A 13,805-nucleotide genomic window follows, 5' to 3' on the forward strand; every position below is an offset into this window, starting at 1 on the left:
TAGGTGGAAGGTCTGCGTATTAGATTCATGCGTATTCGAGTCGGCAGGCAGGGGCCGTCCCTGGCCGTTGTTCCGAGCGGGTTCTCCCGCAGGGGGAGGCCGGATCACAACGTGCGGCCGGTACGGTTTGCGTGCCGGGTTGGCGGTATCGCGTTAGGGGATCCTCAATCGGAACCAGTCCGCAGATTGCTCAGCCGACCCGCGACCCAGGGCGAGGAGCAAGGAGGGGGCCGGAGCCCCCTCCTTGCTGGTTAGCAGCCGCAGCCGCAGAGTTCTGGCGGGCACATCGGGTCTTCGCAGCAGTCGTGCATCTCAGTTCACCTCCTTCTTTGTTTCAAGCCAAGTTCCTGGGGTCGGGGGTGGGCAATTCTCGGCAGGCAAGGCTGTGAGCATGGTCGTCATCTCGGTTCGCAGAGTTTTCAGACGTTTAATTTCTGCATCGAGTTCGGTCAACCGGCGGGTGAGTAGGTCTCCTGCCGGTTCACACGGACAGGCTCCTGTGTCTCTGACGGAGAGGAGGTCACGGATGTCGTCGAGCTTGAGGCCTAGCCGCTGTGCCCCCTGGATGAAGCGCAGACGATCCACCGCTTGCGTGCTGTAGATCCGATAGCCCGACGGGGTGCGGGCTGGGGGCGGTAGTAAGTCAACTCTCTCGTAGTAGCGGATCGTGTCCGGGCTGAGGCCGACGACGTTGGCGAGCTCTCCGATCCGCATGTAGCTCGTCATTGCCTGGCTTGTCATGACCTCACGGTAGACCTTGGAGTGCACTTCAAGGTCAAGCGCCGGGATCAGGAGTCTTCCCGTCAGCCTCAGCTAGTGCTCCATGTGGTTTGGTACCACCCAGCTCGTCGGCCGGATTTTGCTCGTCGACGGCGACTCCAGCGTTCGTCCGGACCCCATTCGGGAAACAGCGGAAACGCGTAACGTTGCCTGTTTTCGGATGCTGTGGACCCGAGTGTCTCCACGGCGGACGATTGCGCGACGCTACGGGGTATCCGTTGGGCGGGGGAGGGATCGGCCGACGTAGCGGGCCCAGGGTTCGGCTGTTTTGCTGGCGTGGCGGAAGGCGACTTGGTGGCTGTAGCCGAGGGCGTCGGCCACGAGTGAGGGCGGGCATTCGACGACGAGCTCGGCCAGGGCTCGGTTGCGTGCTCCGCGCAGGTTGATGCCCAGGCCGCGGAGTCGGTTTGCGACGGTGGTGGGGTGGAGGTGTCGTCCGGCGAGCGTGCCGGGCAGTAGCCAGGGGTTGTCACCGCCGGCGCCGGTGCGCAGGTTCGGGCGAGTGGCCAGGTGGGTGCGCAGGAGGCCGGCGAAGGGTTCGGGCACGTCGGTGGGGCGTAGGCCGAGTGCGATGGTCATCCCGTCTGCCTGGTCGGTGACGTCGGAGACTTGCAGGGTGACGATTCTGGTGATCGGACGGGCGTAGAGGAGCAGGAGTGTGCCGGCGACGCGGTAGGGCAGTGTCTCGCTGTTGCCGGTGAGGAGTTCGTGGATCCACGCGATCCGCTGGTCTTGAGTCAACGACGGGCTGCTGCGGGCGGCACGGTGCCCAACGGTGACGGTGGTGTTGAGGCGGGTGCGTGCGGCGACGACGAAGAAGGTCCGGATCAGTTGTCGGGTACTGGGTCCGGTGGCGAGCCACTCGTCGATGTCGGGCTGGGTGCAGGTTGCGGCAGTGCGCCCATAGGTGGTGTGCAGCCAGCTCAGGAACTTGATGGTCTCGGTGATCTCTTGCTTCGCCGAATGGATCGGTGCCCGGGTGGGCGTCCCGTCGGCGGCTTTGGCTCGGATGCGGCGCAGGTGATGCCAGGTCGCGAAGTGATGGACGGGCTGGCGGACCTCGTCGGGCAGGCCGTCGAGCTTCGTGGCGATCCACTGTTCGAACCGCGGCAAGTAGGGATCCCGTGTGGGTAGGAGGTCGTGGTGCTGTAGCAGTGCACGAACGTGTTCGGCCGGTTTGCCGCCGACGGCGTCGAATCCGTCGTGGGTGCAGGGGATTGAGCCGTCGCCGAGTCCGGTGAGCAGGGTTTTCACTTTGGGTGAGCGTTTCCAGGTGATGATCGATTCGGGTCGGTCGGCGGCGCACAGGGCGTCGACGAGACCGGCCAGTGTGGGATCGCTGGGGGCACTGCCGAGCAGGGCGTGAAGGTCCTCGCGCAGGACGCAGCGGACACAGAGGTTGCCGCGGTGATGGCCTGCTTCGGCGCCGCAGCGCTGGCAGTGGAAGTCGACGTCGATGCCGGCGCAGGTGCCGCAGACCGGTTCGCCGTCGGCGCCTGGAGGGCCGGGCAGGAGCCGGTCCTGTCGGCAGTTCGGGCAGGTGCCGTGGGTGTGGATCGCGGTGTTGTAGCAGGTGAAGCACAGTCGCCCCTCTGGCCAACGCGCTGCCAGGCGGGGGATGTTGCGGCCACACCGGGCACAGGGGTCATCTCGGGTACTGGTGGCGCGTGGTCGGCCGCGGCGGGTGGAACGAGGCGACAGGCCGTCAGGGGTCGGGTTCATTGGTCGTCCTCCTCGCGGGCGGGGCTATTCGTCGAGGATGTTGGCGCGGCGTGGGCGGACGGACCGGTCGAGGTCGACGACATTCGCTGCCGGGGTGGTGCCGGTTTTGCGGGCGCGTGCATCAGCAGCGGTGACGGTGAGCAGGTCGTCGGGTCCGCAGTCGAAGATGTCGCACAGGGCGGCTACGACCTGCAGGGAGATGCGTTCGGGGCGCTGGGTAACCAGTCGGTAGACCTGCGGCCGGGACAGGGTGATGTCGCGTTCGGCCAGGTGCGGGATCAGTTCGGTGGTGTTGTGCATGCCGCGTGCGGCCATGAGCTCGGCCAGACGCCAGCGGTAGTCGACGGTGCGCTTCATGATGGTCCGCTCCGATCGTCGGGTGACAGTGCTTGATTCATCGTGCGGTCGAGCGCGGCGCGGAGGGTGGAGCGCCGGAACTCATCGGAGGTGAACTGGTAGATCCCGGTGGTCGAGGCGTACTCGTGGCCCATCTGGTCCTGGACGAACCGGGGATCCCATCCCGCTTCCAGCAGGTGAGTGGCGTACGAGCGACGGAAGGAATGGATATCGAGACCATCGGAGAATCCGAGTTCGTCGCAGTACCGGCGTAGCCGACGCAGCAAGGTCGATTCCACGACGAGTCCGCCACGTTCACTACAGAACAGCTCGAGGCCGTCGGGGGCGCCGCGGCCATTGGCCAGCCAGTCTTCGAGGATGCTTGGAGTCCAGCGCCATACGGTCAACACGCTGCGGGGCCGAAAGGGAGAGGCGCGTCGGGATTTTCCGTAGCGGACCTTGCAGAGGCCGAAGGCCCCGAATTCGCGGGCGTGGGGATTGCGGGCGAAGTCGACGGTTTGCAGGTGGCGCAACTCGTTGAATCGCAGACCGTAGCCGTAGGCGATCTTCATCATGACCGCGTCCCGGTAGGCGGGCTGCCAGCCTTTCCGCCCGGAGGCGCCAGCGCGTGCGACTTCGTTGTCGGCGTGCTCAAACAGTGCATCGAGTTCCTCGCGAGTGTAGGGCCGCTTTGTGGCCCGCCCGTCGTAGGCCTGCACGTGTGGTGCGGTGTTCCAGTCGAAGAACACCTGCGCCGGATGGGTGCCGAAGTGCTGCTCGCACACCCGATCCCAGCCGTAATCCGGATTGGCGATGTAGCTGGTGAACGCCCGCAGTGCGCAGTGGTAGCCGCGAAGAGTGGAGTGGGCGACGTGTTTGACCGTACGGAGATCGGCGGAGAATTCCTCGACCATCGCCGGGGTCCAGTGCCACGGCTCCGCATTGACGTGGTCGACGAACCGCTGCACCAGGCGCAGTCGCTGTTCGATCGTGTTGAACTGCAGATTTCGGGATAGCTGCTGGTTGCGCCAGCCCTCCAGCATCAGCCGGAGCACCTGCTCGGCGGGCCGAAGCACCGGCAGCGACGGCGCCATATGGACCCGTCCGGAGCCATCCAGTCGCATCGCTAAACCCCAAACCACGACGTCTCATCTGATGAATCAATGATACAACCGATGAGCCTTCACGGGAACCCCTGCAGGTCAACGACGTGCCAAAGATCGTCTTTCGGCCTCATTGAGGCCCAGTGCCCGGGCCGGAAAGCAGTGGTGGCAGCGCCCGAGAGTGGGTGACTTCGCAGGTCGGGGCAGGGATCGGTGCCGGACGCGAAGGAGGAGCTGGAAATGCGAGGGGCGATTCATCTGATGCAATACGCAGATTTTCCGGAAAGCAGTGGTGGCAGCGCCCGAGAGTGGGTGACTTCGCAGGTCGGGGCAGGGATCGGTGCCGGACGCGAAGGAGGAGCTGGAAATGCGAGGGGCGATTCATCTGATGCAATACGCAGATTTTGACTTTACATAATGTAGATTATCGGCACTTCGGGAGCGGGTGGTCCGGTGAGAACCTTCCGGAGTTCGTCACCATCCGCCGTGCGCACTGCTACGAATGGTCACTGAGGCGACACCGTGTCGCTCGGTAGAGAAAGGTGCGACATCATGCGCGGATCAGTCGAGAACGCTTTCATGCTCATCCACAACCCTCTGGTGGATCTCTACCAGTGGCTCCTCAGTGTCCTTCCGGCGGACATGGCCTGAGTTCTGCAATGGCCTGAGTTCCCCGGCGGCGATCCGTCGCCGCCGTTCGTTGCGAGGCCCCGGGTCGTGGACATCGTCGGTTTGCCGTCCGAAGTCACCCCGGGGTCTCGCGGCATCTATCCACTGCCGCCTCCGTGGGGTCCCGCCCAGTCGGCCCCGATTCGACACAGTGACGTTTCGGGGGTGGGTGCCCCCGACGCTGTGCGCCTGCGGGGTCATCGGCCCAGAGCCGCCGGCTGTCTGTCAGTCCACGGCAGTGCCTGCTCCAGCTGGCCGGCCAGACGCAGCAGCATCGACTCGCCCCCGAGTCCTGCGGTGAAGTGCACCCCCATGGGGACGCCCTCGGGTGTCCAGTGCAGCGGAAGCGACAGCGCCGGCCGACCGGTCAGGTTGGCCAGCTGGGTGTACGGCACCCAGCTCAGGTTGGCGTCGATGAGCGACTCCACGAATCCCGAGTGTCGCAACAGCGGAGCTGTGCGCGTCGCGAGCAAAGCGGTCGCCGCGCGACGCGCGAGCGGCGGGGTGTCCAGCGTGCCGATGTGGGGCGGGAGATCTGCAAGCGTCGGCGTCATGAGCAAGTCGTAGCCCTCGAAGAAGCTGGTGAGTTCGCCGACGTACTGATCCCGCCGCATCACGGCATCGAGATAGTCCACGCTGCTCTGCGCCCGGCCGAGTGCCGCCACGATCCGCGTGTCCGTCTCGAAGTCCCGGTCGGCGCACCCCGTCCGGCGCTTGGTGTCCTCGACCGACCACGCGAGGTAGGCGAACCAGCTGGTGAGGAAATCGCGGGCCAGAGCCAGGTCGTCCACGGGTTGTGACTCGAGGATGTCGACGTGGTGGCCGAGATCCTCGAGCGCTCTGGCAGCGGTCTCCACAGCGGCGAGAGCCTGAGGGTGGGGTGAGGAATTGATCGAGGACGCGGTGCACACGCCGATCCGCAGACGTCCGGGGTCCGCCCCCACCTGGGACCGGAACGACTCCGACGGGGTGGCCGGGACGTACGGCCCGCCCGGCTCCCCTCCCATCAGGACGTCCAGCATCGCAGCCGAGTCGCGAACCGACCGCGAGATGACGCCATTGGTGGCCGCGCCGTGCATCGCCTCGCCGCGCGCGGGCCCCATCGGGACCAGTCCGCGGCCGGGTTTGAGGCCGACGAGCCCGCAGCACGCGGCCGGGATGCGGATCGAACCGCCGCCGTCGCTCGCCCCGGCGACCGGGACGATGCCGGCCGCGACCGCGGCGGCGGACCCGCCCGACGAGCCCCCGGGACTGCGGCTGGTGTCCCACGGGTTCCTGGCGGGGCCGAACAGCTCGGGCTCCGTGATTCCCTTGGCCCCGAACTCCGGGGTGTTGGTCTTGCCGAAGACCACCAGGCCCGCGTCCAACCACCGCCGGACCACGGTCGCGTGCTCGGTCGCCGGTACGTCGGCCAGTGGACGCGACCCGCCACTGGTGGGTGTTCCGCGGTAGTCCTGACCGAGATCCTTGAGAAGGAACGGCACCCCGGCGAACGGGCCCGACAGCTCCTCGGTCGCCCGGGCGCGAGCCGGCCCGTCCAGGCGGCGCACGATCGCGTTGAGTCGCGGGTTGACACCGTCGGCGCGCTGGATCGACGCGTCGAGCAGGTCGCCCGGGGTGACCTCGCCCTGCCGGACGAGGGCGGCGAGACCGAGGGCATCGTGACTACGGAACTCGTCAAAGCGCATGGGGCCGGAGTCTACGCAGCGCGATCAGCGATTGTTCCGGTTCCGCCAGGCGCGCCATGCGCCCGTGGACCACAGGGCCCATGCGACGAGGACGGGCTGGAAGAACAACCGCACGAGGCGTGCGCGGTCGCTGTCGAGCCCGAACGCGTCCGTGCCCGTCACGTACTGAGAGATGTTGCCGGGGAAGATCGCGACGAAGAACGCCGCCGTCACGCCGCCCACCGCCGGCCGGTATCGCGCCGGTGCGAGGATCAGCGCCGCGCCGAGTCCGAGTTCCACCACGCCGGAGGCGACGACCACGAAGTCCGGGTCGAGTGGGACCCACGTCGGGACCTGTGCCTGGAACTCGTCGCGCATGGTGGTCAGGTGCCCGGTCCCCGCCCCGAGAAGGGCGGCGCCGAGGGCCCATCGTCCGAGATGTCGGACCACCTCCCCCGCACTGCGGCGGCGCACCGGTGTGCGGGATCGCGAGTTCTTCAGGGGCCGGTCGAGTTTGTCCATGGGGGTAGTGTTGCGCACAACTTAATTGAGCGCAACCTAAAAATGGGCGATACTCGTGTGATGGATCCCGATCTCCGACTGGAAGAGCAAGTCTGCTTCGCCCTCTACGCGGCCTCCCGCGCCTCGACGTCGGCCTACCGCCACGCCCTGGCGTCGGTCGGTCTCACCTATCCGCAGTACCTCGCCCTGCTCGTGTTGTGGGAGGAGGACGGGCTGACGGTCCGCCAGTTGGGCGACCGACTTCTCCTCGACTCGGGCACCCTCTCCCCTCTGCTCGCACGGTTGGAGCATGCCGGACTCGTCGAGCGGTCCCGCTCCGTCGGCGACGGGAGGAGTGTCCACGTGCACCTCACCGAGGCCGGCGGGCGGCTGCGCGCCGAAGCCGAGACGATCCAGTGTTCCCTGCTGGACAGGGTGGACATGCCGCAGGAGGACCTCGTCCAGCTGCGGACCCTGGCCCAGCGACTCGTGACCTCGCTCGAAGGAGCCGATCGCGGCGATCAGTAGCGTCAGCCGATGGTGATCGGCTGACGGAGGATCGTCCTGAGTCTGGCGGGATCGGACCTGCGGGGGTCCGAGAGGTAGATCTCGTGGTGGCGTCCCGACGGGGTCGCCCCTCGTGACGGGATGATCTCCTCGTGCATCCGCGCGATGATCGGGCCCTCGTCGTCGTAGGGGCCCACGTGCAGCGTCTGCACCGCCGACCCCTCGGCGTACCCGTCGAACCGCACCCGCTCGCGGGCGTCCGGCACCGTCGTCGTCGTCACCTTCTCCATGGCGGCGGACAGGATGTCCGGGGTGACCCAGTCCGGCTGCCAGATCATCATCGTCCAACTCCAGGCGGCCTTGTCGCGGGCCGTGAACACCCGCGGGTCGTCGGCGTACCAGAGGCCCTCGAGCGGGCCCACCGTGTGGACCCGTCCCAGCACGGTCCGGGCCGCCGCGCGCACGGCGTAGGACGTGGCGTACAGCGCCTCGACGGCGGCCCTGTACTCGGGCGCGGTATTGGGATCTCCCCGCCCGTCGACCATGAGGAAGGTCATCGCTGGGACCTCGACCAGGTCGAATCGGCCGGCCTTGCCGTCGTAGAGGTCCCTACGCTCGCGTTTGATGTCGTAGTTGGGCGGGTCACCGACCATGGCAGCAGGCTACGCCGAACCGGCCTGGAGTTCCTCGATCCGGCGTTTGTACACCGCGGTCAACTCGTCGATGTACCGGCGATTCCACCGCGGGGTGATGTGCTTACTGCAATTGGCGTCAGCGGCCACGACATCCACCACGATCGCGCGCTCCACGCGGCCGGAGTACCGCTTCTCCCCCATGGCCCGGAGCCGGTCGACCAGTTCGGGCTCGGCGTCCGGCTCGACCGTGCGCGCGTGACCGAAGACCTTCAACCGCCGTCGGGTCGGGTAGTCGACGAAGAGCAGGCAGACGCGTCCGTCGTGATCCACGTTGCCCGTGGAGACGTACTGGTGGTTGCCCGGGAACTCGGCCCAGGCGAGGGTCGTGTCGTCGACCACGTGCACGAATCCCGCCGGGCCGCCGCGGTGCTGCGTGTACGGCCAGCCCGACTCGGTGACGGTCGAGAGGGAGAAGTGGTCGGCGCTCCGGATCAGTGCGACATCGGTGCCCTCGAGGGCGAAGTCACCGGTGTCGACGGGGAGGGTGACCCCCACGGCGTCCTGCCGGGCCCGCACCGCCGATCCGTACGCGATTCCCGGGTAGTGGTTGGCTGCCATGGTCGTCAATATAGGTTGCGGTGCGGCACGCCAGGCTGCAGGGCATGAGCTGGGCGGAGATCGGCATGGTGCTCGGTGTCAGCACACAGGCGCTGCACAAAAGATTCGGACGGACCGCCTGACCGGGCATGATGCCGACCATCCCGGTGGCATGCGTCTCGGTGACGAGGGCACACGCAGGGCAGCGCAGCTCGGCTGAGTACTCAGCGTCCGGGCGTGGCGACGGTGTCCGGCCTGGGCACGTTCTGCAGCCGGAGCTGGCCCCGCGCGAGCACGGCTCCACCCTCGGCCTGACTGATCACCACATCCCACAGCTGCTGGCTGCGGCCCTGGAACAGGGCGTGCGCGGTGACCTCGACCCGCCCGCCGGTGGACGGTCGGAGGAAATCGGTGCCGTTGTGCACGCCGACCGCGATCTGGTCCCGTTCGGCGACCGCGAACCCCGCCCCCGCGCCACCGGCGGACTCCACGATGCTCGCGTAGACGCCACCGTGGACCGTCCCCCACGCCGTGACGTGCTCCTCCCCCAGCACCGCGTGCCCTCTCAGCGATGTGGGGGTCACCTCATCGACGACGAGTCCGGAAGCGCGGACGAAGACGCTGGCGTCGGGAGAGCTGGCATCGGGGAACCCGCCGGAGTCGATCATGGGGTCTTTCTACCCGCTACCGTTTCCGGCTGGGTCGCCGCAGCCACATACCTCGCCAGGTGCTCGCCGGTGAGAGTGGAGGCACCGGCGACGAGTTCGGCCGGCGTGCCCTCGAACACGATCCGGCCACCGTCGTGGCCGGCGCCGGGGCCGAGGTCGATGATCCAGTCCGCGTGAGCCATCACGGCTTGGTGGTGCTCGATCACGATCACCGACTTCCCGGCATCGACCAGCCGATCGAGCATCGCCAGGAGGGTCGCGACGTCGGCCAGGTGCAGGCCCGTGGTCGGCTCGTCCAGCACGTAGACCTCGGCCTTGTCGGCCATCTGGGCGGCCAGCTTGAGGCGTTGGCGCTCGCCACCGGACAGCGTGGTCAGGGGCTGACCGAGCCGGATGTAGCCCAGGCCGACATCGCGGAGCCGGGCGAGGATCTTGTGCGCGGCGGGGATCCGCGCCTCTCCCCCGGCGAAGAACTCCTCGGCCTGTGCGACGGACATCCCCAGCACCTCGCCGATGTTCCGGCCGCCGAACCGGTACTCGAGCACCTCGGCCTGGAAGCGCCTGCCCTCGCAGTCGTCGCACGTCGTGGCGACGCCGGCCATCATCGCCAGGTCGCTGTAGATCACGCCCGCGCCCTTGCAGGTGGGACACGCGCCCTCGGAGTTCGGGCTGAACAGCGCCGGCTTGACGCCGTTGGCCTTGGCGAACGCCTTTCTGATGGGCTCGAGGAGCCCCGTGTATGTGGCCGGATTACTGCGCCGCGACCCGCGGATGGCGGCCTGGTCGATCGCCACCACCCCGTCGCGAGGCGACACCGAGCCGTGGATGAGCGAACTCTTGCCCGATCCGGCCACGCCGGTCACCACGCACAGGACCCCGAGTGGGATGTCCACATCCACGCCTCGCACGTTGTGGGCTGTCGCACCACGCACCTCGATCCGCCCGGTGGCCGCCCGCACGCTGTTCTTCAGCGCGGCGCGGTCGTCGAGATGCCGGCCGGTGACCGTGTCGCTCGCGCGGAGCCCGCCGACCGATCCCTCGAAGCAGATCTGACCGCCCTCGGAGCCGGCGCCGGGCCCGAGGTCGACGACGTGGTCGGCGATCGCGATGGTCTCCGGCTTGTGCTCCACCACCAGGACCGTGTTGCCCTTGTCGCGCAGCCGCAGGAGTAGCCCGTTCATGCGTTGGATGTCGTGGGGGTGCAGGCCGATCGACGGTTCGTCGAAGACGTAGGTGACGTCGGTCAGCGCGGAACCGAGGTGGCGGATCATCTTCACCCGCTGTGCCTCGCCGCCCGACAGCGTGCCCGCGGGGCGGTCGAGGGACAGATACCCCAGTCCGATCTCGACGAACGAATCGAGCGTGTGCTGCAACGAGTCCAGCAGCGGCGCGACCGACGGCTCCTCGAGGCCGCGCAGCCACTCCGCCAGGTCGGTGATCTGCATGGCCGAGACGTCGGCGATGTTCCTGTCCCCGATGCGGGACGACCGGGCCCCCTCGTTGAGCCGGGTGCCGTCACATTCGGGGCACGTGGTGAACACCACGGCCCGCTCGACGAACGAGCGGATGTGCGGTTGCATCGCCTCGACGTCCTTGGACAGCATCGACTTCTGGATCTTGGGGATCAGGCCCTCGAAGGTGACGTTGATGCCGTCGGCCTTGACCTTGACCGGCTCCTTACGCAGCAGGTCGTGCATCTCCCGATCGGTGAACTCCCCCACCGGTTTGTCCATGTCGAAGAACCCGGAGCCGGAGTAGATGCGGCCGTACCAGCCGTCCATCGAGTATCCGGGGACGGTGATCGCGCCCTCGGACAGGGACTTGGAGCGGTCCACCAGCGCGTCGACGTCGAAATCGGACACCGATCCGCGACCCTCGCAGCGGACGCACATCCCGCCGGTGATGGAGAACTCGGCCTTCTGCCGGGTTCCGTCGGCCTTCTTCAGTGTGCCGACCCCGGAGGCGGACGCGACGTTGAAGGAGTACGCCTTGGGGCCGCCGATCCTCGGCTGCGCGAGACGGCTGAACAGGATCCGCAGCATCGCCCCGGTGTCTGTGGCGGTGCCGACCGTGGAGCGGGGGTCGGAGCCCATCCGCTCCTGGTCCACGACGATCGCCGTGGTCAACCCCTCCAGCACGTCCACGTCCGGCCGCGCCAGGGTGGGCATGAAGCCCTGGAGGAACGCGCTGTAGGTCTCGTTGATCATCCGCTGCGACTCCGCCGCGATGGTCGAGAACACCAGCGAGCTCTTGCCGGATCCGGAGACTCCGGTGAACACCGTCAGCCGCCGCTTGGGCAGATCCACGTCGATCGACCGGAGGTTGTTCTCCCGCGCGCCGAGGACGCGGATGGTGTCGTGCGTGTCTGCCGCGTGGGCGCTCATCCCGGGTCTCCTCACCCTGTCCGCTCAGCGGCAACGTTAGACCGCGGACCCGTGGCGGGAAAGGGCGTCAGCCGCGGTCCTGCTCCTCCATCGCGGTGGCGTGCAGTCGGGCGAACCGCTGGAACTCGTCGTCGTCCCATCCCTCGCGTCCCGTCGCGGCCGCCCAGCCGTCGAGGATCTGATGGTCGTACAGGTGGCCGTAGCCCTGCGACCCGCCGATCGCGTTTCCGAGGTCCGCGGTCACCTGGAACAGGGTCAACACGGGCATGTAGAACATGCCCGGATGTCGGCCCTTGCCGGGCGGTTCGGCCAGCCACGCGGGGCGGTCGAACAGCAGATCCGGGGTCCACCACACCACCGGGTCGGTCGCGTGCTGGACGTACAGGACGTGCGGCGGGATCCACGGGGTGTCGTCGTCGCGGAACTCCGCGGGATCCTCCGAGAACCTCACCAGCAGGCCGTCCGCGTACACCGGCTCGGTGACCGGGGTACCGGGGTCGCGCCGCTGTACGAGCGCGTGCCAGATGTGGTTGGAATTGGGCGGGCCGACCCAGAGCACCCCGTCCACCGTCGCCCGGATATCGCGGATCCCCGAGAACGCCGCCTCGCCGGCCTGGGTGCCCAAACTCTCGCCGTAGACGTACAGCTTCGGCTGCGGCCGACCCGGTGGGAGGGAGTCGCGCCAGGTCACCACCGCCTCGATCAGTGACCGGCCCGCCGCCTCCGCCTTCTCGCGGTCGGCGAGGAACGAGATCCAGCTGGGCAGGTACGAGTACTGGGTGCCCACGATCGCCACGTCGCCACCGGAGAGCAGTTCGATGGCCTGAGCCGCGTGGGGGTTGATCCACCCGGTGCCGGTGGTCGGGGCGATCACCACCGACTCACGTTCCCAGGCCCGGGTCCGCTCCAGCTCCTCCACCACCAGGGCGGAACGCTCGTCGTCGGTCGGCGCGGACTCCAGACCGGCGTACGCCCGGATCGGCTCGGGTGCGTTCTCGCCCAACAGATCCCCCAGGCGTTCTCCGTCGAGGCCGCCGCTCACGAACCGTCGGCCCTGCAGGCCCAGGTCCCCGAAGTCCACGACCGACCCCGGGGACCCGGATCGCTCCGGCGCCGACGGCGGTCGCGCGCCGGGGAGGTCCTCGTTGTTCTGCCCGCTGTAGATCCGGTTGGCCGCGTCGAAGAACAGGCGCGGCACCACGCCCTGCACCACGCCGAGCGCGAGCACGGCCACCATCACGACGCCCGTGAGCCGGGCGGTGTACTCCCCCACGCCGAACCTGCGGCCCACCGCGCGGGCCAGCCACCGGTACCCCGCCCGGACGCCGCGGGCTGCGATGAGGAGCCCCAGGAAGATCGCCAGGGCGACCCACGGGATCTTCATGTAGTCCGCCCAGGGCGGGCGGGGTGAGCGCACCAGATCGGAGACCTGGTCCTGCCAGCGGATCGCCGTGGCCGTGGCCGTGATGAGGTAGACCACCAGGATGTACGGGGCGGACAGACGGGCGAAGGCCAGGAGACGGTCACCGAACGCGAGGAGGTCGGGGTGGAGGGTGATGCGGGGCGCCACGACCCGCCGCCAGAGGGTCCTCAGTGCAACGCCGACCCCGTAGCCCACCAGCATCGACACGCCGGTGACCACCCCCTGGTAGTACCAGGCCCGCGGCAGCAGGGACGGCATGAGCGAGACCCACGCCGCCAGCGCGGCCACGATGAGGCCGGTGACCGAGGGGCGCCACCGTTCCCACCACGTCCGGAGCGCGGCGACGGGCGTGGTCCCCGCTGTCGGCCGACCGGCCTCTCCGTCCTCGCTCACCGCAGGCGCTCGGCCCGTCTCGCCGCCGCCACGAGCTCTTCGGACATGCGGGCCAGCTCGGCGGGGTCCTCGCCCTCGGCGATGGCGGTCCGCAGATCCTCGCAGGCGCAGCGCAGCTGGAACATGCGGTCCATCAGGTCGGTCGATTCGGCCTCCGTGAGTACGACCGTGCCCTCGGGCAGGTCCTGCATCCGGAGCGACCGGCGCTGCTCGTAGGCCCGCTGCCGGCAGGACCGCCGACAGTAGCGGCGCCGGCGCCCGGTCCCGCCCTCGTTCACGGGACGGCCGCACCACGCACACGAGGCCTCGCCCCTGCGGGGCGCGGTCGGCTCGGGTCGGGCGTCGGGTTCCACGGGTGTGAGGTTACCCAGCGGCGCCCCCGTGTGGCCCGTGGCGTCGGGACGTGGGAACATTTGGGGG

Annotated in this window: 13 protein-coding genes; 1 reads left to right on the top strand and 12 read right to left on the bottom strand. The window is 68.4% G+C overall.

The window, feature by feature from the left end; translation table 11 throughout:
- Positions 1 to 312: 312 nt before the first annotated feature.
- The 6 genes from J1M64_RS04895 to J1M64_RS04920 form a co-directional block, all read right to left on the bottom strand.
- Entirely contained in the window at positions 313 to 741 is a 429-nt protein-coding gene (locus tag J1M64_RS04895) for a heavy metal-responsive transcriptional regulator (RefSeq protein WP_198150781.1), read from the bottom strand.
- Between the two features lie 243 nt (positions 742 to 984).
- Entirely contained in the window at positions 985 to 2,502 is a 1,518-nt protein-coding gene (locus J1M64_RS04900; RefSeq protein ID WP_083961625.1) for a recombinase XerD, read from the bottom strand.
- Positions 2,503 to 2,526: 24 nt separating this feature from the next.
- Positions 2,527 to 2,859, bottom strand: coding sequence for a helix-turn-helix transcriptional regulator (locus tag J1M64_RS04905; RefSeq protein ID WP_017836429.1), 333 nt, complete (start codon positions 2,857 to 2,859; stop codon positions 2,527 to 2,529).
- Positions 2,856 to 3,962 (bottom strand): tyrosine-type recombinase/integrase, encoded by a 1,107-nt coding sequence (locus J1M64_RS04910; protein ID WP_031264746.1) that lies wholly within the window; start codon positions 3,960 to 3,962, stop codon positions 2,856 to 2,858. The genes J1M64_RS04905 and J1M64_RS04910 overlap by 4 nt, the downstream gene beginning before the upstream one ends.
- A gap of 845 nt (positions 3,963 to 4,807) precedes the next feature.
- Positions 4,808 to 6,298 (bottom strand): amidase, encoded by a 1,491-nt coding sequence (locus J1M64_RS04915; protein ID WP_206473252.1) that lies wholly within the window; start codon positions 6,296 to 6,298, stop codon positions 4,808 to 4,810.
- Positions 6,299 to 6,322: 24 nt separating this feature from the next.
- Positions 6,323 to 6,799 carry a DoxX family membrane protein gene (locus J1M64_RS04920; protein ID WP_067714526.1) on the bottom strand — a complete coding sequence of 159 codons (477 nt, stop codon included), beginning with the start codon at positions 6,797 to 6,799 and terminating at the stop codon, positions 6,323 to 6,325.
- 60 nt (positions 6,800 to 6,859) lie between these two features.
- Here J1M64_RS04920 and J1M64_RS04925 point away from each other — a divergent pair, with 60 nt between their 5' ends.
- Positions 6,860 to 7,306: a MarR family winged helix-turn-helix transcriptional regulator gene (locus tag J1M64_RS04925; protein ID WP_067714523.1), complete on the top strand. Its 447-nt coding sequence runs from the start codon at positions 6,860 to 6,862 to the stop codon at positions 7,304 to 7,306.
- Between the two features lie 2 nt (positions 7,307 to 7,308).
- Here the strand turns inward: J1M64_RS04925 and J1M64_RS04930 are convergent, their stop codons facing one another.
- The 6 genes from J1M64_RS04930 to J1M64_RS04955 all read right to left on the bottom strand — a co-directional run bounded on the left by J1M64_RS04930 (position 7,309) and on the right by J1M64_RS04955 (position 13,738).
- Positions 7,309 to 7,938, bottom strand: a complete 630-nt coding sequence (locus tag J1M64_RS04930) for a GyrI-like domain-containing protein (protein ID WP_067714521.1) — start codon at positions 7,936 to 7,938, stop codon at positions 7,309 to 7,311.
- 9 nt (positions 7,939 to 7,947) lie between these two features.
- Complete coding sequence (locus J1M64_RS04935) at positions 7,948 to 8,538, bottom strand: pyridoxamine 5'-phosphate oxidase family protein (protein WP_067714518.1); 591 nt, start codon at positions 8,536 to 8,538, stop codon at positions 7,948 to 7,950.
- Between the two features lie 203 nt (positions 8,539 to 8,741).
- Positions 8,742 to 9,185: a PaaI family thioesterase gene (locus J1M64_RS04940; RefSeq protein WP_067714515.1), complete on the bottom strand. Its 444-nt coding sequence runs from the start codon at positions 9,183 to 9,185 to the stop codon at positions 8,742 to 8,744.
- A complete protein-coding gene (locus tag J1M64_RS04945; RefSeq protein WP_206473254.1) occupies positions 9,182 to 11,569 on the bottom strand; it encodes an excinuclease ABC subunit UvrA in 2,388 nt (795 codons plus the stop codon). The genes J1M64_RS04940 and J1M64_RS04945 overlap by 4 nt, the downstream gene beginning before the upstream one ends.
- Positions 11,570 to 11,636: 67 nt before the next feature.
- Positions 11,637 to 13,385, bottom strand: a complete 1,749-nt coding sequence (locus J1M64_RS04950) for an alpha/beta-hydrolase family protein (RefSeq protein ID WP_206473256.1) — start codon at positions 13,383 to 13,385, stop codon at positions 11,637 to 11,639.
- Positions 13,382 to 13,738 carry a hypothetical protein gene (locus J1M64_RS04955; protein WP_206473258.1) on the bottom strand — a complete coding sequence of 119 codons (357 nt, stop codon included), beginning with the start codon at positions 13,736 to 13,738 and terminating at the stop codon, positions 13,382 to 13,384. The genes J1M64_RS04950 and J1M64_RS04955 overlap by 4 nt, the downstream gene beginning before the upstream one ends.
- Positions 13,739 to 13,805 lie beyond the last annotated feature (67 nt).

This window comes from Dietzia sp. KRD202 (assembly GCF_017168155.1).
GTDB classification, from domain to species: domain Bacteria; phylum Actinomycetota; class Actinomycetes; order Mycobacteriales; family Mycobacteriaceae; genus Dietzia; species Dietzia kunjamensis.